The 22,645-nt window shown below is 32.5% G+C and carries 18 protein-coding genes; 8 read left to right on the top strand and 10 right to left on the bottom strand.

Annotation, left to right across the window (positions count from 1 at the left end; translation table 11 throughout):
- Nucleotides 1-58 precede the first annotated feature (58 nt).
- Nucleotides 59-3,217, bottom strand: coding sequence for a DUF4175 family protein (locus tag BSU00_RS07210; protein WP_233188635.1), 3,159 nt, complete (start codon nucleotides 3,215-3,217; stop codon nucleotides 59-61).
- Between the two features lie 288 nt (nucleotides 3,218-3,505).
- Here BSU00_RS07210 and gltX point away from each other — a divergent pair, with 288 nt between their 5' ends.
- Nucleotides 3,506-5,029 carry a glutamate--tRNA ligase gene (gene gltX, locus BSU00_RS07205; RefSeq protein WP_105003757.1) on the top strand — a complete coding sequence of 508 codons (1,524 nt, stop codon included), beginning with the start codon at nucleotides 3,506-3,508 and terminating at the stop codon, nucleotides 5,027-5,029.
- Between the two features lie 20 nt (nucleotides 5,030-5,049).
- Here gltX and BSU00_RS07200 read toward each other — a convergent pair whose 3' ends face one another.
- Entirely contained in the window at nucleotides 5,050-5,481 is a 432-nt protein-coding gene (locus tag BSU00_RS07200; protein WP_105003756.1) for a fructose 1,6-bisphosphatase, read from the bottom strand.
- A 384-nt stretch (nucleotides 5,482-5,865) separates the two neighbouring features.
- Here BSU00_RS07200 and BSU00_RS07195 point away from each other — a divergent pair, with 384 nt between their 5' ends.
- The 5 genes from BSU00_RS07195 (at nucleotide 5,866) to BSU00_RS13960 (ending at nucleotide 11,237) form a co-directional block, all read left to right on the top strand.
- Entirely contained in the window at nucleotides 5,866-6,753 is an 888-nt protein-coding gene (locus BSU00_RS07195; RefSeq protein WP_105003755.1) for an alpha/beta hydrolase, read from the top strand.
- 275 nt (nucleotides 6,754-7,028) lie between these two features.
- Nucleotides 7,029-9,644: a DEAD/DEAH box helicase gene (locus tag BSU00_RS07190; protein WP_369820287.1), complete on the top strand. Its 2,616-nt coding sequence runs from the start codon at nucleotides 7,029-7,031 to the stop codon at nucleotides 9,642-9,644.
- A gap of 17 nt (nucleotides 9,645-9,661) precedes the next feature.
- Nucleotides 9,662-10,375 carry a TRCF domain-containing protein gene (locus tag BSU00_RS13970; protein WP_369820286.1) on the top strand — a complete coding sequence of 238 codons (714 nt, stop codon included), beginning with the start codon at nucleotides 9,662-9,664 and terminating at the stop codon, nucleotides 10,373-10,375.
- Between the two features lie 5 nt (nucleotides 10,376-10,380).
- A complete protein-coding gene (locus BSU00_RS13965; RefSeq protein WP_369820285.1) occupies nucleotides 10,381-10,767 on the top strand; it encodes an EamA family transporter in 387 nt (128 codons plus the stop codon).
- A 74-nt stretch (nucleotides 10,768-10,841) separates the two neighbouring features.
- Nucleotides 10,842-11,237, top strand: coding sequence for a DMT family transporter (locus BSU00_RS13960; RefSeq protein ID WP_369820284.1), 396 nt, complete (start codon nucleotides 10,842-10,844; stop codon nucleotides 11,235-11,237).
- 47 nt (nucleotides 11,238-11,284) lie between these two features.
- Here BSU00_RS13960 and BSU00_RS07180 read toward each other — a convergent pair whose 3' ends face one another.
- Both BSU00_RS07180 and dprA read right to left on the bottom strand, forming a co-directional pair.
- A complete protein-coding gene (locus BSU00_RS07180) occupies nucleotides 11,285-12,343 on the bottom strand; it encodes a hypothetical protein (RefSeq protein ID WP_105003754.1) in 1,059 nt (352 codons plus the stop codon).
- A 110-nt stretch (nucleotides 12,344-12,453) separates the two neighbouring features.
- The gene (dprA, locus tag BSU00_RS07175) at nucleotides 12,454-13,551 is read right to left on the bottom strand and encodes a DNA-processing protein DprA (protein ID WP_105003753.1); all 1,098 of its coding nucleotides are present in this window, start codon (nucleotides 13,549-13,551) and stop codon (nucleotides 12,454-12,456) included.
- Nucleotides 13,552-13,645: 94 nt separating this feature from the next.
- On the opposite strand from dprA, the gene BSU00_RS07170 reads away from it, so the two are divergent.
- Both BSU00_RS07170 and BSU00_RS07165 read left to right on the top strand, forming a co-directional pair.
- Entirely contained in the window at nucleotides 13,646-14,551 is a 906-nt protein-coding gene (locus BSU00_RS07170) for an SPOR domain-containing protein (RefSeq protein WP_105003752.1), read from the top strand.
- 60 nt (nucleotides 14,552-14,611) lie between these two features.
- The gene (locus BSU00_RS07165; RefSeq protein ID WP_105003751.1) at nucleotides 14,612-15,124 is read left to right on the top strand and encodes an acyl-CoA thioesterase; all 513 of its coding nucleotides are present in this window, start codon (nucleotides 14,612-14,614) and stop codon (nucleotides 15,122-15,124) included.
- 568 nt (nucleotides 15,125-15,692) lie between these two features.
- On the opposite strand, the gene BSU00_RS07160 is transcribed toward BSU00_RS07165, so the two are convergent.
- The 6 genes from BSU00_RS07160 to BSU00_RS07135 form a co-directional block, all read right to left on the bottom strand.
- Nucleotides 15,693-16,727: an AI-2E family transporter gene (locus BSU00_RS07160; protein WP_105003750.1), complete on the bottom strand. Its 1,035-nt coding sequence runs from the start codon at nucleotides 16,725-16,727 to the stop codon at nucleotides 15,693-15,695.
- Nucleotides 16,728-16,739: 12 nt separating this feature from the next.
- A complete protein-coding gene (locus BSU00_RS07155) occupies nucleotides 16,740-17,942 on the bottom strand; it encodes a murein hydrolase activator EnvC (protein ID WP_105003749.1) in 1,203 nt (400 codons plus the stop codon).
- A complete protein-coding gene (locus BSU00_RS07150) occupies nucleotides 17,943-18,713 on the bottom strand; it encodes a DUF4292 domain-containing protein (protein WP_105003748.1) in 771 nt (256 codons plus the stop codon).
- A gap of 25 nt (nucleotides 18,714-18,738) precedes the next feature.
- The gene (locus BSU00_RS07145) at nucleotides 18,739-19,461 is read right to left on the bottom strand and encodes a lipopolysaccharide assembly protein LapB (RefSeq protein WP_255402317.1); all 723 of its coding nucleotides are present in this window, start codon (nucleotides 19,459-19,461) and stop codon (nucleotides 18,739-18,741) included.
- 251 nt (nucleotides 19,462-19,712) lie between these two features.
- On the bottom strand, nucleotides 19,713-20,729 hold the full coding sequence (locus BSU00_RS07140; RefSeq protein ID WP_105003746.1) for a sugar phosphate nucleotidyltransferase: 1,017 nt from the start codon (nucleotides 20,727-20,729) through the stop codon (nucleotides 19,713-19,715).
- A gap of 52 nt (nucleotides 20,730-20,781) precedes the next feature.
- Complete coding sequence (locus BSU00_RS07135; protein ID WP_105003938.1) at nucleotides 20,782-22,440, bottom strand: ABC transporter ATP-binding protein; 1,659 nt, start codon at nucleotides 22,438-22,440, stop codon at nucleotides 20,782-20,784.
- Nucleotides 22,441-22,645: the final 205 nt, after the last annotated feature.

Here is a 22,645-nt window from a genome sequence, read left to right as displayed (position 1 = left end):
CTTCTTAAAAAATTACGGTACTATACTTTGAAATGTATTCGTTATAGAAGTATAATATTTAGATTTTATCGGATGAATTGAAATATAATTGAACCTTTTTTTTGTATTTCTGCTGCAAAGGTAAGGATTGTCTATTTAATATTTCATTCTGATTGTAAAACAAGCTTTTATATTTGAGTTTTTTATTGGGATTTTCATTAAACTCTTTTTTATTAGAATTGGTTTTTCTTTGTTTTTCTTTTCCTTGTTCTAAATTGGCAGTATCTAATTTTAGAAGCTCATAATTTAATTTTTTCATCACTTCTAAATTTTCTTTGGTAAATCCTTTTTCTAAAATTTTATTTTCTAGGTTTTCTAATTCCTGAATTGCTTTTTTTGCCTTTGCATCTCCACTACCATTACTTCCTTTTTGTAGCAACTCTTCTAAACTTTGTCTTAGTTTACTTTGTTCTTTGTAAATTTCAAATAATTCTCCGTCCATGTCATCTTCTCCTTTATTACTATTTCCCTTTTCTCCATCTTTCCCTGTGTTTTCTTTTTTTCCTTTTTCTCCTTTCTTTATTCCATCCTCCATTTTTTGAATTAACGATTCTTGTTTCTGTATGATGTCTGGTAAACTAAACGAATTGCCCTTACCTTTGCCTTTACCCATTCCTTCTTTTGGGTTTTGCATCGCATCTAATGTATTACTAAGTATATCTGCTAATGTATTTGCAGAAGTCATAACATATTGTTGATTTGAACCGCCTGCGGTCATTCTATTTTCAACAAAATTTTCTAGGGATTGATCAAGATTATAATGTGTATTTGCAAGCTCATTTTGTATGGTACTGCTAATTTCAGGAACGCGCATAGATAAGGTAAATAAACTATCGTCTATGTGTTCAAAATAACGTTTTAACTGGTATTGTTTTTTAATATTTTTTCCAAAGTCAGGATTCGAAGAATTTGTGTTTCGGAAGGTTTCCATTAAAGTTTCTTGGTCAAAAGAGAATAAAAGCAAATTTTCTAAAATTTGGCGTAGACTTTCCATATCTTCTTCTTGCATCTCCGCACTCATTGCCTCCATGGATTGTTTCATCTTAGCACTCATTTCTTTCATTTTTTTTGAAGAGCTCCTTTGATTCTTTTTCGCTTTTTCATTGTTATTTTGCTCTAAGTTAGACAAAGACTCTTCTAATTCTTTGGATATCTCTTTTTCTAAGTTTTCCATTTCTGGAAGTGCCATGGGGTCTTTTAAACTTTCATTGTCTTTTTTGAGCTTTTCAAGTTCTTCTTGTATGTCTTTGAATGCTTTATTTATATCTTTTTGTTTTTCAATCGAAGTATCATTGTTTTCAAGCTTTTCTTGTGATTCACTTAACTTTTCTAATTTATTTGCTATTTGATTCATTTTTTGTTCGACATAATAGCGCTTTGTCATTTCTAGTATTCTTTCTAAACTTCGCTCTTTTTGCTTGTTTTGCGCGGCTAATTCCTTGGTCTTTTTGACAAGATCCTCTTTATTTAATTTTTCTGCTAATTTTTCAAGTTCTTTTAGAAGTTCCTTTTCTTTATTGATTTTTTCAAGTTCTTCGATTCTCTTTTTTAAATTTTCTTTTTTTTCTTGAAGTGTTTCTTTCTGAGGTTCTTTTTCATCTAGATTTTCCTTAAGTAGGTTCGTTTGCCGTTTCATTATTTGTTGGTATTGTTTTTGGCGTTCGAGTAATTTTTTTATATTTTTTTGGTCATTCCAGCTTAAGTTTGTTTTATTTTGAAGATCTTCTTGGATTTTAGTTAAGTCTTGTACTGTCTTTTTTTGCGAGGTGATAGATTTTTCTAATTTATTTAAATATTCCCTCTGTTCCTCTAATAACTCCTCTTCTATTATTGCTTCCGATTTTTGCTTGTAATAAAATATTCTACTTTTGGATGCCTTACTACCGTTTACTCTATCGTTATCATAAACTTTAAAATATATCTCATAGTTACTATTTTCCTTCAGTTTTATGTTATTTGGAAATTCAAAATAAAAGTTTTGAATCGAATTATTTTCGATACCTATTGGAACAACAGTGCTTTTATCAGTATTTACTTCTCTATAGATAAGTTCTAACTTTTGTAGGCCATAATCATCAGAAATTGTGCCTAAAAACTGAGCATTTCCCCTAGATATACTGTCAATATTTGAGGTCACTGATATTTGTGGTACTAGATCTTTTACCGTGGTAATGTAAAATTGTAAATTTTCGTAGTTTGTTAAGTTACTATTCGATGTAGAAATCTTATACGGCAAATCGTTCATTATTTTTTTTGTAAAACTATAATCGCCATTGTTGTCTTGTTGAAAATACTTTTTAAGTTTATTAGAACTAAATGTAACGCTATCGGTATCAGTCGTTTTTACATTCCAAGTTATCGTTGTTCCTTGTGGAACATCCATGGTACCTGAATTTGAAATTGTTTTATTCTTTCTTTTGGTATACTTAGGATATCTAATATTAAGAGTAATGTTTTGGATAGAAGGAGTTTTTATCGTTTGGATTTGATAAACATTAGACCCAACACCATTTGCTGAGACACGAAAGGATGTATTTTCAGAAATATTTTCAAAAAGATAATAAAAGTTACCTGCAGATGATTTTTGAAGGTAATATTCCTGATTATTGTAGTATATTTTAGCCTCTTCAGGGACAATAGTACCAATGGTTTTTATACCAACTTTTAGGCTATTTCCCTGCAATACCTTTAGGTTTCTATTGGTTACTAAAAATTCGAATGGTGCAGGTGGAGTATAAGCTGTTTTATAGTCTAAAACTCTATCCAAACTTTGGTTTAAATTTTTTTCAATTCCCGAAAGTCGCGTTACTCCCCATATACAAATAGGAATCAATAAATATATACCATATTTCAAACCTGAAGAAAAATTAATAGCCTTTCCAAATGATATTGGTTGGATAGCGTTTGATTTTTGTTCTATACTAGCCAGTAGCAGATCTGAGGAGTCCTTTTTGTTGCTTAACTGTATGATATTCAGTAATTTATCTTTAATTTCAGGAAAATGATTACCGATTATTTTAGAGGATTCTTCTATAGAAATTCCCTTTTTTAGCCCTATTAGTTTGAAAATTGGAAATGCAATAAAACGCAGTAATAGAATAAATTCTACAAGCACAAAGATTCCAAATAGTAAAGTTCTAAACGATGGTTGCAGCCATAAAAAGTACTCAATAAACATTGTAATAAATAGATATACCAGTCCTAGTGTAAGGAAAAGTATAGTTCCTTTTATAAGTTCATTGGTGTAATATTTTTTACTAAACTGTTTTAGTTTTTTATAATCGTATCGTAAGCGCTCATATCACTTATAAAAATACAACATTTAAAGTAAAGAAGTACTACCCTAAAAAATGCGTTATGTTAATTTTATCGATAAATACATATTTAATTCTCTAGATAATTTCACACTTTACACCGTATAAGTATCTTTGCAGATAGGATTTAATTAGAATATAAACTATAAGAAATGTCAGATTTAGTAAGAGTACGATTTGCACCAAGTCCAACAGGACCTTTACACATGGGCGGGGTTAGAACTGCTTTATTCAACTACTTATTTGCAAAAAAGTATGATGGAACCTTTATTCTTCGAATTGAAGACACCGATCAAACTCGTTATGTTGCTAATGCTGAACAATATATAATTGATGCTTTAAAATGGTGTAATATCACTATTGATGAAGGCCCAAACATCCATGAAAAATACGGTCCTTATCGTCAGTCAGAGCGTAAAGAAATTTATAAAAAATACGTAGATGAGTTAGTAGCAAAAGGATGCGCTTACTATGCTTTTGATTCTTCAGATGACCTGGATAAACACCGAAAAGACCATGAAGAAAAGGGTAAAACTTTTATTTACAACTGGCACAATAGAAACAAACTTCAAAATTCTTTAGCACTAGCAGAGGATGTCGTTAGTGCAAAAATTAAAAATGGAGAAAAATACGTAATCCGTTTCAAGAGTCCTGAAAACGAAACAATTCAATTGGTAGATGAAATTCGCGGTACGATTACCATCGATACAAATACCTTAGATGATAAAGTATTATTTAAATCGGATGGAATGCCTACCTATCACCTCGCTAATATAGTAGACGATCATTTGATGCAAATATCTCATGTAATTCGCGGAGAGGAGTGGTTGCCTTCGCTCCCACTTCACATACTTTTGTACAAAGCTTTTGGTTGGAATCCTCCAAAATTTGCTCATTTACCACTTATTCTAAAGCCTGTAGGTAAAGGAAAATTAAGTAAAAGGGACGGTGATAAATTAGGTTTTCCTGTTTTTCCATTGGCGTATACTAACCCGAAATCAGGAGAAGTTTCTTCAGGGTACAAAGAAGAAGGTTACTTTCCAGAGGCTTTTGTTAATATGCTCGCTCTATTAGGTTGGAACCCAGGTACAGAGCAAGAAATATTTTCTATGGAGCAATTAATTGCGGCATTTGAGTTGGGTCGCGTAAGTAAATCAGGAGCAAAGTTTAGTCCGGATAAAACAAAATGGTTTAACCAGCAATATTTACAGCAAAAATCTGCCACAGAATTGGCCAACCTTTATTCCGTAATTCTTGAAAATAGAGGAATTTCTAGAGAAATGTCGTACGTTAAAAAAGTTGTTGCTTTAGTAAAAGAGAGAGCTGTATTTGTTTCTGATTTTTGGCAACTATCCGATTTCTTTTTTGAGACTCCAAAAGCATACGACCCAAAAGCAGTTAAAAAACAATGGAAAGAGAACACTCCTAGTTTAATGACTGAGGTAGGTGAAGTGATTCAAAATATAGACGACTTTACTTCTGAAAATACCGAGAATTTGATTAAAGAATGGATCACTAAGAAAGAAATAGGTTTTGGTAAAGTAATGCAACCACTTCGATTGAGCTTAGTTGGCGCTTTGAAGGGGCCACATCTTTTTGATATTATGGAAATGATTGGAAAAGAGGAAACTATCCATAGAATTGAAGTAGCAATAAAGGAATTATCTCAAGAATAAAGAAATTAAAATTTTCTTTTTTAGTGGTTAATTTCTTTAATAGAAGTGCTAAATGTTTCTAAATCAGAATTTCTAGCTACTAGTTGTATTGCTTTAGAACAAATCTTATCAATATTATCGGTGGAAAAATGAAGTGCGACCGCTATTTTTCGCAATAGATGTACTTGTTCCTTTTCCACGTGATCATTAGCAAAAACCATACGTGTTAAACGATGTAGTCTTTCGATGCGTTCTTCATAACTTACTGGAGGGTTTACCGGGAATTTTTCGGGATTTTCCAATATTTTTTCATATTCCACTGCGCTTATATGTAATTTTTTAGCAGCACGATCTAGCAAAATTTTTTCTCCTTCTGAAATAATATTATCGGTCTTAGCAATTTTTACGATACTTGCAAAGTGTCCAATTTCTTGTTTGTGTTGTCCGCTTGCATATAAATCTGAAATAGCCATAGCTTCTCGGTCTTTAAAAATTTAAAAGTAATCACTAAGCATCTAGAATAATACATGACGTAATAATTACTTTGGTGTAAAAAAGTAATAGTACAATTTACAATTATTTTTTCTGATACAAAAGTTAATTCTTTATAAGAAATACCAATTCTAAACACGTGTTTAGAATAGTTTTTTAAAGCGTTTTTTTTACCTCTTAGGTATATTGGTCTATCTAGAGAAAAAACCCTTAAAATCGTAGTAAATAGCGTATTTAAACCCTAAAAATAAAATTTAAGGATTTGTGTTCAAAAAAACGTAGAAGACCATTAAATAATAAAATTATTATACCTTAAAGAAATTTTACGTGTAAAATCATTTTGTCAATAGTAAAAATAAAACTAGATGAAACAAAGTTTAAGTTATTATATCTGTTTGTTTATTATTCGGTTGAAAGGGATAAAAAGCAACTTTTCTAAAGACCCAATAAATTTAAAAAAAGTTAGAAAAGGAGATATTCATCATCCGAAAACATTTTTTTACCAGAAAAACAGTCTGCGTCGCTTTACAATATCAGATTCCTCTATTACCGAGGTTGCTACATCTAAGAATTCAGAAAAACTAGTCCTTTTTATACATGGTGGGGCATTCATTTCAGGTCCAAAAGCACATCACTGGAATGCTGTGAAGAACATAGCTAAAAACACAAATCATGCAGTTTGGATGTGTGACTACCCAAAGGCTCCAGAGAGCAATATAGAGGATATTTCAAGAAATATAGATGCAATTTACGCTACTGCTGTAAAAAAATATCCTACTACAGCTATTACCCTTTTAGGGGATTCTGCTGGTGGTACTTTAATTACGACATTAGTTCAACGGTTACTAGCACAGAATTGTAAACTTCCAAAACGAATTATTTTAGTTTCTCCTGTAATGGATGCGACTTTTACCAATCCTGCTATTAATGCTGTTGACAAAACCGATCCAATTTTATCTAAAAAAGGAGTCTTCAGTGCAAAGAAATTATGCGCTAATGATCGTTTAAAAGACCCAATAATTTCACCAAACAATGGAGATTATCATAACTTCCCTCCTACTTTTTTATTCTTAGCAGAGAATGATATTACGTATCCTGATCAATTAATCGCACTTCAGAAACTACAAAAAGCTAAGGTAGCTGTTTTTCCAATATTCGGTTATAACATGCCCCATATATGGCCATTTTTACCTGTTATGAAAGAAGCTAGAGTAGCATTGCAAAAAATAATTTCTATACTTAACCAGAAATAATCCCCTTTATTTATTTTTTCATTGGTAACCTATTACTAGTATACGTATGAAAGATTAGACAAAGTAATACTATAACTTTATTTAAAAATATTAGACGATATTCCAAACTAGGAAATGCCATCAAATAGAAAAAATGCTCGTTTTGTTGGGAAGTAAACTTTTGAACGTAGTACTTCATGGTTAATTGCTAAAAACAACCTACAAGTCTGCTATTTACAAACCTTCTATTTTATTTCCATTAATAATAGCCTTATTTTTGTGCAAATTTTTTTCTGTTGAGCAAGCAAACCATTGTTAATCATTACCAACAATCTTCTAAAGTTAAAAAGATTGTTGCGCAATTTAAACAAGATGCAAACCAATTTCAAATTACGAATTTGGTGGGATCTTCGTTATCTTTTGTAATTTCTGAGTCTTTTAAGCAAGTTGTTAAACCTTATCTTTTTATTTGTAATGATAAAGAAGAAGCAGCATATTACTTGAATGATTTAGAACAATTATTAGGTGAAAAGAATGTTTTGTTTTATCCTGGCTCTTACCGAAGACCCTATCAAATTGAGGAAACGGATAATGCGAATGTATTACTTCGATCTGAGGTTTTAAATCGTATTAATTCTAGAAGAAAACCTGCTGTAATTGTTACCTATCCTGCTGCTTTATTCGAAAAGGTAGTAACCAAAAAGGAACTAGAAAAAAGCACACTTAAAGTTTCTGTTGGAGATCAAGTTTCCCTCGACTTTATTAACGAGGTTCTTTTTGAGTATAATTTTAATCGCGTAGATTTTGTTACCGAACCAGGTGAATTTTCGGTACGCGGAGGTATTATTGATGTATTTTCTTTTTCTAATGATATTCCGTATCGAATTGAATTTTTTGGTGATGAAATCGATAGTATTCGAAGTTTTGATGTTGAAACACAACTTTCTAAAGAAAAATTAAAGAAAGTTAGTATTATACCAAATATAGAAAACAAAACTTTACAAGAGCACAGAGAAAGTTTTTTAAAATACATTCCTAACGACTCGGTAGTGTTGGTGAGAAATAGCACACAATTAAACAATCGTTTAGATGCATTTTTTGATAAAGCCACAACTGCTTTTGCTGCATTATCTAAAGAGCTTAAGCATGCGCAACCGAAAACATTGTTTTGCAACGGAACAGAAATTACGACCCAGCTTCAAACGTTTACCATAGCCGAAATTTCTTTTCGATCGGAATTAAAATCTGAAAACCCGGAAAAAGATGTTCGCTTTCACATGAAACCGCAACCTTCTTTTAATAAACAGTTCAACTTACTGATTGATAATTTAAAAGAAAATGATGCTAAAGGGTTTTCCAATTTTATTTTGTGTGCAAATGACAAACAAGTACAGCGATTTCAAGATATTTTTAACGATGCTGATCAAACTGTTCCATACCAAGCATTGGTGTTTCCTCTATACCAAGGTTTTGTAGATGAAGAGGCTAAAATCGCTTGTTATACCGATCACGAAATATTCGAACGGTATTATAAATTCCGCCTAAAAAATGGCTATGCAAAAAAACAATCAATTACCTTACAGGAGCTTACCAAACTGGAAGTTGGAGATTATGTTACACATATAGATCACGGTGTTGGAAAGTTTGGAGGCTTACAAAAAATTGATGTTGAGGGTAAAAAACAGGAAGCGATAAAATTAGTGTATGGAGATCGTGATATTTTGTATGTAAGTATTCATTCTTTACATAAAATTTCCAAATTTAATGGAAGAGACGGAAAACCACCAAAAATATATAAACTTGGCTCTGGCGCTTGGAAAAAAGTAAAGCAGAAAACAAAAAAACGCGTAAAAGAAATTGCTTTTAATCTCATAAAATTATACGCAAAAAGAAGGTTAGAGAAAGGTTTTGCTTTTGGACCGGATACGCACATGCAACATGAACTAGAAGCTAGTTTTCTATACGAAGATACTCCAGATCAGTTTTCTTCTACCCAAGATGTTAAAAGGGATATGGAAAGAGAACAACCTATGGATAGATTGGTCTGTGGAGATGTTGGCTTTGGAAAAACAGAAGTTGCCATAAGAGCTGCTTTTAAAGCGGTAGATAACGGCAAACAAGTTGCGGTACTTGTTCCAACCACTATTTTGGCTTTCCAACATTTTAAAACCTTTTCTAAACGCTTAAAAGAGTTTCCGGTTACTGTAGATTATTTAAATAGATTTAGAACAGCAAAACAACGTAAAGGAGTCTTAGAAGGGATTTCAAACGGAAGTGTTGATATTGTTATCGGAACGCATCAACTTACCAACAAAAATGTTCAATTTAAAGATTTAGGCTTGTTAATTATTGATGAAGAACAGAAATTTGGAGTTGCCGCAAAAGACAAACTTAAAACAATTAAAGAAAACGTTGATACGCTTACCTTAACAGCGACACCGATACCAAGAACCTTGCAGTTTAGTTTAATGGCAGCAAGGGATTTGTCGGTTATTAAAACCCCTCCACCGAATCGACATCCCATCGAAACTAATGTGATACGTTTTACGGAAGACACCATACGCGATGCCGTTTCTTATGAAATTTCACGAGGAGGACAAGTTTATTTTATTCACAATAGAATTGAAAATATAAAAGAGGTAGCAGGTTTACTACAACGCCTTGTACCAGATGCGAAAATCGCTGTTGGTCACGGACAAATGGAAGGTAAAAAGCTAGAGGAATTAATGCTTGCTTTTATGAATAATGAGTTTGACGTTTTAGTAGCTACTACTATTGTTGAAAGTGGCTTGGATGTTCCGAATGCCAATACTATATTTATAAATAATGCCAATAATTTTGGGCTATCCGATCTGCATCAGATGAGAGGTCGCGTAGGACGATCTAATAAAAAGCTTTTTGTTATTTTATAACTCCTCCATATCACCATATGACGGAAGACGCGAGAAAAAAGATTCAGGCATTAGAGCTTTTTTCTGATCTGGGAAGTGGTTTACACATTGCGATGAAGGATCTAGAAATACGTGGTGCAGGAGATTTACTAGGTGGAGAACAAAGTGGCTTTATAAATGATATTGGTTTTGATGCATACCAAAAGATTTTACAAGAGGCGATTGAGGAGCTAAAAGAGAATGAATTTAAAGATCTGTATCCAATCGATCATGATACCGTTAAAGAGTATGTTAAAGAGGTGCAAATTGACACCGATTTTGAAATTTTATTTCCAGACGATTATGTTAATTCTGTAAGTGAAAGACTAATTTTATATAACAAACTTTCTACACTAGAAACAGAGGAGGAATTACAAGTTTTTGAACAAGAAATTACCGACAGATTTGGCCCATATCCTACCCAGGTAGCAGATTTATTAGATAGCGTTCGAATTAAATGGCTTGCTAAGAAAATGGGCTTGGAGAAAGTTATTTTAAAACAAAAGAGATTATTGGGGTATTTTGTTGCCGATCAACAAAGTGATTTTTACCAAACGGAAGCTTTTTCAAAAATGTTGCAATACGTTCAAACGCATCCAAAGAGTTGCGTTATGAAAGAAAAACAAACCAAAACAGGTTTGCGTTTACTGGTAACTTTTATAAAAATTGACTCAATTGCAAAAGCACTAACAGTGTTAAAATCTATTGGATAATACCTATGAATAAAGATCACACTAAAAATATTGGAGGGCTTTTATTAGCAACCTTCTTAATTAGTACTTCAGGAGTATTGGGCAAATATATAGCGATGCCTACGGAGGTAATTATTTGGTGTAGAGCGTTTTTAGCAATGATATTTTTGGGTATTTATTTAACGATAAATAAAGTTAGTCTTGCTGTGAAGTCTCCAAAGCATAAACTTCCTTTTTTACTTGGTGGAATACTAATGGCGATTCATTGGGTTACTTATTTTTATGCACTAAAATTATCGAATGTAGCAATAGGAATGCTTTCTCTTTTTACGTTTCCTGTACTAATTGCATTTTTAGAACCACTTTTTTTAAAGGTAAAATTTAATCCAATACACCTTTTTTTGGTCTTTTAGTCTTTGTAGGGTTATTCATTCTTTCTCCCGAATTTAGCCTAGATAATTCAAGTTTTCAAGGCGTAGTTTTTGGGTTGTTTTCTGCAGTATCCTATGCTATTCGGATACTTATTTTAAAAAAATATGTACTAGAGTATAATGGGGTTTTACTAATGTTTTACCAAACAGTTATTGTTGCAGTTTGTCTTTTTCCTTTTTTATTTATTAAAGATGTTTCCGATATCCAATCCCAACTTCCTTATTTGATAATGTTAGGTTTGATAACTACAGCAATAGGACATAGTTTAATGGTACATTCTTTAAAATTCTTTTCTGCAACCACAACGGGTATTATCGGAAGCATACAACCTGTTTTTGGTATTATTCTTGCTGCTTTATTTCTCGGAGAGATGCCTACCACAAATACTTATATTGGAGGTAGTTTAATTTTAGCAGCGGTTTGTATAGAAAGTATTCGAAGTAAGAAATAAAGACATGAATATAAACTTATGTCACAAAAAGTGAGTATTGCATTTTTTTAAGAAACACGCATGTTTTCGTAATTTCTTTTTACAAATTCTAAAGCAGTCTCTAAGATTTCTCCCATATTGCTACTTCTTTTAAATTGTACATCCTTTGTAAAATTATAGATTTGATTTTTTAATAAATCAATATTTTTTTCTGAAGAAATTACGTCTTTTTTCATGCAATTTATTAGTTCGTTTACACGAGTTTCAGAACTTAGAATACGTTTCGCTACAATAGACCTCTCTTCGATTTTATATTGGTTTATCGAGGCTTCTTGTAGTTTTTGACCTACTAAAGCAACCATTCGAATATTTTCTTTAAAAAATTGTGGATTGTATACTTTAAATTTCCCTTCAAAGCACTGTTGGTCAAAGTCGATAGCTCTTATTTTATAAACCACATGGTCAAAATCATGCGTAGGTACAATTACATAATTATAGGAACGCATATCTCCTAATAATCGTATCATACATCTTTCGTTAAATTTTACAAACTCTTTTGCAATTTGGGCTTTTTCAGACTCGGTACATTTTGGTAGAAAATCACGAATAAAATCGTCCCCTGGAATTCCTGCAATATGTTCTTCAATTAAGGTGTCTTTATAAACCAAAAAGTTGAGGTTATACGGCGATAAAATGTGCTCTAACTCCAAGCCATAAATTCTTGATGCATCTGTTTTTTTGATGTAAAAATGAGTATAATTATCATTTAATACATTTCTAACTTTTACGCGGAAAGGTTTGGAATTTCCAAAAGTACAGTAGTCTATAGCATCAATATTTAAGTAAGGAATAGTTTCCTCATTACCATTGGAATGCAGTAGAGTATACACTTTTTTTAAGCTTAGATCGATTTCTTCTCTTTCGAATTCTGAATAATAGGTTCTTACCCACAAAGTGTCTTCTTCATTTTTATCGTAAACTACGATTGATCCTTGGAAACGAAGTAAGTCATCGTAAAAAATGGGTATTTTAATGTTTCTGCTATGCTCCACTAAATACTCATTTAAAGGATTTATTACAGGAAACGCAGGCTTTTTCTGCGACATTAATTTTTCATTGGATGACATGTATATCTTTTTTGTAAAAATAATCTATTTTAAACTATTCTTATTTTTGTAAGCAAAACTAAGTATCCTTTTGCGAAAAGCCTTAGCTCATTTTTTGCAGAGTTGTTTGTTTACACGGAAAATAATCTACCTGGAAAGGGCTTTATTATCTCTTTCATCTCTAATCCTAGCAATAGCGGAGACATTCTATACACAGGAATATTACAGGAAAAAGCTATAGTATCTAGGTCTTGCTTGTCATTTTCAACTAAAAAGTCAACTATTTTTTGTTCTTCTTCCGTTAAATTATCGAATAACAGGGGTTGAACCGGAAGGTTCTTTTTTGGGATATCCCAATTTAACGCCTCTACTATATCATTCACTGAAGTGATAAGTTGTGCTTGGTTTGTTTTGATGAGATTGTTACACCCTTTACTAAATGCGTCATTATGTCTTCCGGCGAGCGCAAAAACTTCGCGATTATAGGAGTTTGCAATATCTGCAGTTACCAAAGACCCACCTTTTTCTGCAGATTCAATTACCACCGTAGCATCAGCCAACCCTGCTACGATTCTATTTCGTTTTAAAAAGTGTTCTCGTATCGGTTTTTCATCGTGCCAGAAATCGGTTATAAAACCACCATTTTGTTGCACTGCATGCATGTATTTTTTATGTGCTTTCGGATATATTTCCTCCAAGCCATGGGCTAAAACTGCTATATTTTGAAGTTTATTTTTTATCGCGGCATCGTGTGCACATATATCTATTCCGTAGGCGAAACCACTTACAATTATTGGATTATATTCTGCGAGATTTTCTATGAGATTCTTACAAAAATTTCTCCCGTAATTGGTCATATTTCTAGTCCCAACCACTGCTATTATTCGGTCGGATGTAAAATCTATATTTCCATCTTTAAAAATTAGTATAGGAGCATCGATACATTGCTTTAAATTTGTGGGGTAATCCACATCTTCATAATATACAAAAGTGTAATCAGAGTTCTCTAAGAATTCCAGTTCAAGCATCGCTTTTTCGTATGCCTTTGGATCTAATAGTGATGCAATGGTATGTTTACCAATTCCGGGTATTTTTGCTAAAGTTTGTTGGTTCTCTAGAAATATTTGTTCAGGACTTCCAGTAGCATGGATAAGCTTTTTAGCAGTAATATCTCCAACGTGTTTAGCTACTTGCAGCCTAAGTATAGCTAACAATTTTTCTTTTTTCATAGTGCAATTATTTGATTTCCAAGATACAAAAAACTGTTAATAAGTATTGAAGAAAAACCAAACACAAGTCTATAAAATTATTAGATTTGTTACTATGACATTAGCCAACTACATAAAAGATTTATTATACCGATACGATTGTGTTATCGTACCGAATTTTGGTGGTTTTGTAACCAATAGGATAAGCGCCAATTTGAATGATGAAAATACTGCTTTTTATCCGCCTAGAAAGCAGGTCAGTTTTAATGCATATTTACAACATAATGACGGCTTGTTAGCAAATTATATCGCGGCTGTAGATAAGATTTCTTTCGAAGCGGCAGTTGTTAAAATCTCGAAAGAAGTTGCGATTTGGAATGAGGAAGTAAAAATAAAAACTCTGGTTTTAGCTTCTATTGGTTCGATAGGTTTAAGTAAGGATCAAAAATTAATATTTGAACCAGATCAAACTTCTAATTTTCTAAAAGAGGCATTTGGTTTATCCGAGGCAGGGGTTACCGAAATTCAAAGATCGGAAGCGCCAGTTCTCATTGCGAATCGACCAGAACATAAAAAAGAATCCATTCCTGTAATTTCATTAGTTAAAAAAGCTGCCGTCGCTGCTGTTTTTATCGGTGTTTCTTATATCACCTGGAATGGTATGCAAGATATCGACGGAAACAGCAAACTTGGCACTGATTTATCTTCCGATCAAGAGCAACAAATTCAATCGGCTACCTTTGTAATTAGCAATCCCCTTCCGGTAATAGAACTTCCTGTAACCAAAGAAAATTCTTATTCTTTTCATTTAATTGCAGGAGCTTTTAAGTCTTCAGAAAATGCTGCCCGAAAATTAGAGAGCTTACAAAACTTAGGTTATGACGCACGCATAGTGGGAGAGAATTCATTAGGATTGATTCAAGTTGCATTTGGAAGTTATACAGAGTTGGAAACGGCTAGAACTGCTCTAAAAGACATTAGACAAAATTATACTGTAGATGTTTGGCTTTTAGAAAAATAAAAGCAGTTATCAAACCTCTCTCTTTTTGGTCTTTTGTATCTTTGCAAAAAATTTGAAGGCATGGAAACAAAAACACCAAAACAATCTTTAACCACCCTAACGGATTTAGTTTTACCAGGAGAAACTAATTATTTGGATAATCTATTTGGAGGAGAATTATTAGCACGAATGGACCGAGCATGTAGTATCGCTGCTAGGCGACATTCGAGACGTATTGTGGTTACTGCAAGTGTAAATCACGTTGCATTTACAAAGTCGGTTCCAGTTGGAAGTGTGGTTACCATTGAAGCTAAGGTGTCTAGAGCTTTTACATCCTCTATGGAGGTATATGTAGACGTGTGGATAGAAGATAGACAGTCTGGGGAGAAAACAAAGGTGAATGAGGGAATTTACACTTTTGTAGCCGTAGACGAAACAGGTAAACCGGTGCCTATTCCATCGTTGAAACCGGAAACACCTCTAGAAATTGAGCGCTATGACGGTGCATTACGAAGAAAACAACTTAGTCTTGTGCTCGCTGGTAAAATGAAGCCCAAAGAGGCAACAGAGTTAAAAGCACTATTTTTAAACTAGAAGTATATTTTGTGTTACAAAACCTAATTGTTTGTTAAAAACAAGCTAACGCTTCTATTATCTTAATTGAATGTAAAGAATAATTCATACAAAAGGGCCATAAATCTAATTTATGGCCTTGATGATCTTGGAATAATTTTTTTTAGAAAAACAGTATTGTCTTAATTTTTAATGGCATAACCGGCCCCTTTTCCGATTTCTGTCAAAATTACAGACATGTTTTTAATTATTCTTTTAGACCCCTTAAGTAATTTTCTTTTCATAATACTATTTGTTGTTTTCCGGGCGCAAAATTATGTTCTAAACCTCTTATAACCAACCATTTTTAGGTAGTATTACAAGAAAATATATAAATGGTAAAAATTTAATTATTACTTGACAATAATTTAATACGAATGACAGTTTTTAAAAAATATACCAACAAAGTTGTATTGAAAAATTTTTTAGGAAATAAGTATCCACACGAAGATATATTCAATCCTATTGTTCTTGCTAAAGAGATTCTCGATATTAAAGGATACTAAACGGTAGCAGTAAGAGATATTTTTTATATAAATATAGCTACTGGTTATATTTCTTCAATTTCTCCGTTTTCGGATAAGAGTATGGCCACCGATTTAGTAGACTCAAATTGTGAAAAAACGATAATCATAATGACAGTTATTGGCACACTCAAAACCATTCCCGTTATGCCCCATATATTTCCCCAAATCGCCAATGATAAAATAGTTACCAAAGGACTGAGATTTAGAGATTTTCCAAATACTTTAGGTTCTATGATATTCCCTACAATTACTTGAATACTTCCTACAGCAACCAAAACAATTATAAATGGTGTTAGCTCTCCAAACTGAAAAAGGCTAAAAACTGCAGGAAAAACCGTTGCTATTAGTGAACCAATCGTTGGAATATAATTCAATAAAAAAATTAAAAAAGCCCAGAAAGGTGCACTATCAACACCGACAATTAATAAAACAATATAACTCAGTATACCTGTTAGTAAACTTACATAGGTTTTCAATCGTAGGTAGTTGGATACTGAATATTCAATTTTGGTAATTAGATGTAGTACATTCGAATAAGACGTGTCATCTTTTTGGAATAATTTCACTAACTTTTTTTTAAAGCTAGATTCCTCTAGAAAAATAAATAAGGCATAAATTATGATCATAAAAGTATCTCCAAGCACACCACTTATTGCATTGGCTATATCGCCTAAAAATGCCCCGTAATTGAATTTTCCAATAAGAACTTTAACAGAATTCATAACGTCTACGTTAAAATAAGAGTTGATATTCTTTATGATTCTATCTACATTGGCCTCGTATTTTGGGTAGGAGGCTGTTAAATCAGAGATGCTTTTTGTAACAATTCCAGACATAAAACTAAAACTCATTACAATAAGACTAAAAACGATAATATTACTGAGCCATTTTGGTATGTATTTTTTCGCAAACGGAATTCTGTAAATTGTCTTTCGAATTTCACGAGTTAAAAACCAAAAGATTACTGCGAAAATAAAAGGGATTATTATCCCTTTTCCAATGACTAAAACAGCTAAAATAGCTGTGGTTACGATGACTACATTTGCTGCGTTTTTCACTTTTCTAGGTTTTTATTGAATCCAAACAGATGGATTTAGGCGTTTGGTGTTTTTATATAGTACAAAGATGAGTTTTGTCTTTCCAGTTATTTTATCCGTAAATATCTTTCCTAATTTTGTACTTGTTTTTATGTTGTCTCCTTTTTTGACGTATACTTTTTCCAAGTTGTTATAAGTCGAAATGTAACTACCGTGTTGCACATAGACCGATTTTCTTCCGTCAGAATGTTTTTGAACAACTAATACTTTCCCGTTAAAAATACTTTTTGCATCCGAATCTTTCTTACTTACTATGTGTAATCCCGGACTATTTATTTGGATACCAGGAAATGACGGATGTGGTTGTATTCCATATTTTCTTGTGATAACTCCTTGTACCGGCCAAGGTAAATTTCCTTTGTTTTGTTCGAAGTTTGCAAGTAGCACTTTTTCTTCTGCATTTAAGCTAAATTCACTAGATTTTTTTGCTCCTTTAGCTTTGTTTGCCTTAGCAATTGCTTCCCTAATTAGCTTGTCAATTTGGGCAGTAACTTTTTTCTCTTCTTTCTGCTTTTTCAAAAGAGACTTACGATAACTACTTTCTTGTTTTTTTATTTTTTTTAGGAGATTTTCTTGGTTCTTTTTGTCGTTTTCAAATGCCTCTTGTTGTGTTTTTTCCTCTGCCACCAAACGTTCTTTGGTATATAATTTCGTGGCTAAGGAATCGTTAAGTTTTGTAACGTACTCTGTTTTTTCAATAATTTCTTCCCCTTGTTTTTTTCGGAATTCGTTATATTGTTGCATGTATTTTAACCGCTTATACGCCTGGTAGAAACTGTTTGAAGACAGGATAAACATCGTTCTACTCTGCAGGGATTTACTTTTGTTTGTTTTAACAACCATAGCGGCATAATCCGATTTTAAACCAGCTAATTCCTCCGAATACCTATTTATTTCTTTTTCGTTAGAGTTTATTTCCTTCTCCAACACATCTGCTTCAAGTTCAATGGTTTCTATAAGTCGTTCCCGAATACTAATTTTTTGATTTAAATCATTTAAATCCTCAAGAGCATCACTCTTTTTCTTTTTGGTTTTAAAAATCAAACTGTTTACCTGTTTAATTTCTTTTTTTATACTCTGTCTTCTTTTTTCTAATTCTTTTCTCGTTTGTCCATAAGAAGAAAAACTCCATGGCAAGAGACATATAAGAGCGATATAACAAAGAAATTTATTCATTTATAATTCAATTTTTTTATACCCTGAAGGAATGGAAAAATACAGATTTAATTTACTGTCAAAATTAACAGAACGAAGCCCAATATCAATTGTCGTAAATTTTACATCTTCTCTTGCGAGAATCTTTATTTTATTTGGTAGTATTACTCCGTCTTTTTTGAGATAAGATGGGTACATTATATCCAAACTTTGTTGGTTGTTTGCCCTGATTAAAGATTGTTGGTTTAATTTAAAATTATTAGGATTCACATAGAAAAAAACATCAAATAGTTCTATTTGTTTTTTAGGCGATAATACATAAGATTCTTCACTAATTACCAACTCTTGTCGGTTAGTTTTTACATCGAGTATTGCTTGGCCTAGTAAGATATTTTGCAACTGTTTAAAATTAATTTCGGTGCCTAATAGTTCTTTTAACATAGAAAAATCTCCCTCAAAATAATTCTTTTTATACGGAGAGTAAAAACGTACTGTTGTTGGTGTTATTTCGGCTTTAAAAAGGGTTATTAGCTTCGTTGCTTTAAGCCAAATAACTTCATCTTTTTTAATTTTCATTCGAACCGAAAAGCTTAAATTATCTTTGGCATCCTTGTAAACAACCTTCATTTTTGCGTCGATTGTTTCTTTATTGAAGTTCTGAGAAACGTGTTTTTTAACAACCTTTCTAGCAGTCACGGATTTTAATTTACTCGAGTTTTCAGCTGCGTTCTTCGCAGATTTGCAAGAAGATAACCCAATCAAAAAAACAGCTATGTATGTAAGTGCTCTCATTTGTACTATATGATCCTCTTTGGAATTATCGCTTTAATTTTGCTTTGTATATTTTTGCTTTGTCTTCATTTCCTATTCCTTGATAACTCTTTAGTAATTCTTCATAGAATGATCTTTCTAAAGCGTTATTATCGATTATAAAATCGATACCACCAAGCAATATCTCTATAGCCTTTGCATAGTTACTAGATTTATTTAGAGCTCTTCCTTGCATCAAATACACTAGTGGTTGCGCTGGAAATAATGCTAATCCTTGTTCGCTATAGGTACCGAGTTTCGGATCGTTATCGGTATCTAATTTTAACAGTAATTCTTCTAAATATTCAAAAGATTTATACGTGTTAAAAAGGTTTTCAATAGAGGTATTCGGTGTTGTTTTTTTCTTTGACTCTTTAATTTCAAAGGCCGCTTCCCGCTGGCTTAATTGCTTTTTAATATTTCGAAGTCTGGGCGTAAGAGATTTTGTGTTCTCTAATTCTTGCATAAGTTTTTTGGCAGTAGCAATATCGTTTTTCTGAAGATATAGATATACCAATTGCGGTTTTTTATTCGGGTAGTATTGTATGATTTCTCGCTGCACCTCTATAGCCTCATCAATTGCATCATTTTTTCGCAAAACGGATACTTGATGTTCTAATATCCATATATTTTTAGGTGCAATTTGCAATGCTTTTTTAGCAAAAATTACAGCTTCCTCCCTCCTGCCTAGTTTTGCGTAATTTTTAGATAACTCAAATAAAACCGCTATATTATTTTTTTGAATTCTGTTGCACTTTTCTAAACTTTCAATTGCTTTTTCGTAATTGTTTATCGCCTTATTGGTGATAGCATCAAAAAATAAGTTTCAAACTCTATTTTTTCTTCTTCCTTTAATTCTTCTGACACCATACTGTTTTCTTGCGAAAACAAGGTAGAGGTTATACTCAACAAGAAAAAAGAAAAAAACAAAGCACTATCTGCAATGTTTTTTTACGTTCTTTAGATCGGCTCTTTATGCCCTTATATGAGTTCTGTATAATCACCAATACTTACTGAAGTATAATTTCCGTTATATTTTGCATAATTTCCAATCATTGCCTTATCTAAAGTTGCATTTTTTATTTGCACATTATTTTGAATAAGAGAATTAACTATTGTAGAGTCTTCCACAATACTATTTTCCCCAATCGAAACATGAGGCCCAATTGTTGTATTTTTTAGGGTTACGTTCTTGCCGATGTAGCACGGCTCAATAATCTTGGCATTTTCAAGAATTACATCTGTAGCTACAAGATTATTACCAGCTTCTTGTTCGAACGTTAGAATCTGCTTATTAGTATCTACTGTTGGGTCTTTTTTACCACAGTCCATCCATGCGTTAACTTGTCCGGGTATAAATTTGGCACCTTGTTGTTTTAGAGACTCTAATACATTGGTTATTTGGTACTCTCCATTTTCTCTTAAATCATTATCGATAAGATATTGAATTTCAGCACTTAGTTTGGCACCGTCTTTAAAATAATACACGCCAATTATAGCGAGGTCTGATATGAAATCTTTTGGCTTTTCAATAAAATCAGAGATAAAACCATCTTCTAGTTTAACAACTCCAAAAGCACTTGGATCTTCCACTTTTTTCACCCAGATAGCTCCGTCTGCATTGGCATCTAATGTAAAATCTGCTTTGAATAGGGTGTCTGCATATGCCACAATGCACGGCCCACTCAAAGATTCTTTTGCACAATAAATGGCATGAGCCGTTCCCTCTGCGGTGTGCTGTACATATACTCTACCTTTTGCTCCTAATTCAGAAGCTATTTGTAGAAGGGTAGTCTCGGTATCGGCGGGAAAACCTTTGGAAGCTGGCCCTATGATAAATGCAATTTCATCGATGGGCTCTTCCACCACAGAGGTGATGTTTTCTACCAAACGTTGTACTATAGATTTTCCTGCTATTAAGGTTAAAGGTTTTGGTATTGTTAGGGTATGTGGGCGTAATCTAGACCCTATTCCAGCCATTGGAACAATTATCTTCATAAGATTCTTTTTTATCGTTGCAATATACTACTAAATTACATTTTAAAAAACATTAGATTCCTTTAGGAATGGCGTCTATTAAAGATTTTGTATAGGCAGTTTTAGGCGAACTATAAACCGTATCTGCATCTTCAATTTCTTCAATTTTCCCTTTATTCATAACAATTAATTGGTCTGCCATATACTTCACAACAGATAAATCATGAGAGATAAAAATATAGGTAAAATTAAATTCTCTTTTCAATTTGTTCAACAGATTAAGAACTTGTGCTTGTACAGAAACATCTAATGCAGAAACCGATTCATCACATATGATAAGTTTTGGTTGCAGTGCTATGGTTCTTGCAATTCCAATTCTTTGTCGCTGACCGCCAGAGAATTCATGAGGAAATCTATCAAAATGTTCTGCTTTGAGACCAACTTTTTCTAATAAATCACATACATATTCCTTTCGCTCTTTTGCGGTTTTTAATATACCATGAACCACCATTGGCTCTGTAATTGCATTACCTACAGAGATTTTTGGATTTAAGGAAGAGAAAGGATCTTGAAAAATTATCTGTATTTCTTTTCGAAGATTTTTAAGTTGTTTTTTTGAGTATTTGACGATGTCTTCCCCACGGTATATAATTTTCCCAGATGTTGGTTTTTCTAACCGTAATATAGTTCTACTTAAGGTAGTTTTTCCACAACCACTCTCACCGACTAAACCGACAGTTTCTCCCTCATATATTTTGAAAGAAACATTAGTAACTGCTTTTATTTTTTTCTTTTTTTTAAACCAAGAAGTTCCCGATGTAAATTCTTTTGATAATTGCATAACTTCTAATAGGGGTTTCTTTTGATAAATTGTGGTATGAAATTGCTTTCTTTCCTCCTCCGTATACTCTGTAAAGTTGGTAGTTCCGTTTATAAAACTGCTTACCGTTGGAAGTGTCTTGAGTCTTTTTTTACCATTTGGTTTTGCATTTATTAATGCCTTGGTGTAGTTTTCTTTTGGTTTTGTAAATAAAGATTGAGCAGTTCCTTTTTCTATGATATTTCCTTTGTACATAACCATAATATGGTCTGCAATTTCCGATATTAAGGACAAATCATGCGTAATAAATAACACACTCATTTTGTACGCTTTCTGCAGTTCTTTTAGAAGAATAATAATTTCCTTTTGGACAGTTACATCTAGTGCAGTAGTTGGTTCATCAGCAATCAAAATTTTTGGTTTACAAGCGATCGCCATTGCAATCATTACACGCTGTTTTTGGCCGCCACTTATTTCATGTGGATAAGCGCTGTAAAGTTGCTCCGGTCTTGGAAGTTTTACTTTATCAAATAAGTTGAGAACTTCTTTTTTTATTTGTTTATGCGATAACGAGGTATGCCTCTGAAAAACCTCTGCTACCTGAAAACCACAAGTAAGTGTTGGGTTTAAAGAACGCATTGGTTCTTGAAAAATCATGGCAATTTCGTTACCTCTTAATTTTTGAATTTCCGAATCGGTATCAATCAAGAGATCTTTGTCTCGATATAAAATTTCTCCATTAATTTTTGCAGTTTCTGCAAGCAACCCCATTATGGCTAATGCACTTATGGATTTTCCACTTCCACTTTCCCCGACTATTCCTAAAATTTCGTTTTCTTTTAATGAAAAGGAAATGTTGTGTAAAACTTGATTAGTATTAAAAGATATCGAAAGATTCTTGACGTGTAGCATGTTATAATTTTGGTAAAAATAACTTTTTTTGAGTTTTCTCGGTAAAATTATACCCAAGAAGATAATTGCGGTTCTTGCAAATTCTTATGGTTTTTTATTAACATACTATAATAAATGGCATTATTAGCTGCTAAAAATGAAACTTTCAATTCGTTTTATTACAGAGGTTTAGTGATTTTTTTTTAAATTAGAAATAACCGAATAT

Source organism: Tenacibaculum sp. SG-28, assembly GCF_002954385.1.
Lineage (GTDB): Bacteria > Bacteroidota > Bacteroidia > Flavobacteriales > Flavobacteriaceae > Polaribacter.
Note: the sequence above shows the minus strand (reverse complement) of the source record. Positions and strands in the feature narration are given on the sequence as shown.

Excerpts from the sequence above, each read along its gene's own strand:
- gltX (WP_105003757.1), top strand. The coding sequence starts at position 3,506 with ATGTCAGATTTAGTAAGAGTACGATTTGCACCAAGTCCAACAGGACCT.
- BSU00_RS07195 (WP_105003755.1), top strand. The coding sequence starts at position 5,866 with ATGAAACAAAGTTTAAGTTATTATATCTGTTTGTTTATTATTCGGTTG.
- BSU00_RS07165 (WP_105003751.1), top strand. The coding sequence starts at position 14,612 with ATGGAAACAAAAACACCAAAACAATCTTTAACCACCCTAACGGATTTA.
- BSU00_RS07135 (WP_105003938.1), bottom strand. The coding sequence starts at position 22,440 with ATGCTACACGTCAAGAATCTTTCGATATCTTTTAATACTAATCAAGTT.
- BSU00_RS07180 (WP_105003754.1), bottom strand. The coding sequence starts at position 12,343 with ATGTCATCCAATGAAAAATTAATGTCGCAGAAAAAGCCTGCGTTTCCT.
- dprA (WP_105003753.1), bottom strand. The coding sequence starts at position 13,551 with ATGAAAAAAGAAAAATTGTTAGCTATACTTAGGCTGCAAGTAGCTAAA.
- BSU00_RS07140 (WP_105003746.1), bottom strand. The coding sequence starts at position 20,729 with ATGAAGATAATTGTTCCAATGGCTGGAATAGGGTCTAGATTACGCCCA.
- BSU00_RS13970 (WP_369820286.1), top strand. The coding sequence starts at position 9,662 with ATGACGGAAGACGCGAGAAAAAAGATTCAGGCATTAGAGCTTTTTTCT.
- BSU00_RS07200 (WP_105003756.1), bottom strand. The coding sequence starts at position 5,481 with ATGGCTATTTCAGATTTATATGCAAGCGGACAACACAAACAAGAAATT.
- BSU00_RS07155 (WP_105003749.1), bottom strand. The coding sequence starts at position 17,942 with ATGAATAAATTTCTTTGTTATATCGCTCTTATATGTCTCTTGCCATGG.
- BSU00_RS07150 (WP_105003748.1), bottom strand. The coding sequence starts at position 18,713 with ATGAGAGCACTTACATACATAGCTGTTTTTTTGATTGGGTTATCTTCT.
- BSU00_RS13965 (WP_369820285.1), top strand. The coding sequence starts at position 10,381 with ATGAATAAAGATCACACTAAAAATATTGGAGGGCTTTTATTAGCAACC.
- BSU00_RS07210 (WP_233188635.1), bottom strand. The coding sequence starts at position 3,217 with ATGTTTATTGAGTACTTTTTATGGCTGCAACCATCGTTTAGAACTTTA.
- BSU00_RS07170 (WP_105003752.1), top strand. The coding sequence starts at position 13,646 with ATGACATTAGCCAACTACATAAAAGATTTATTATACCGATACGATTGT.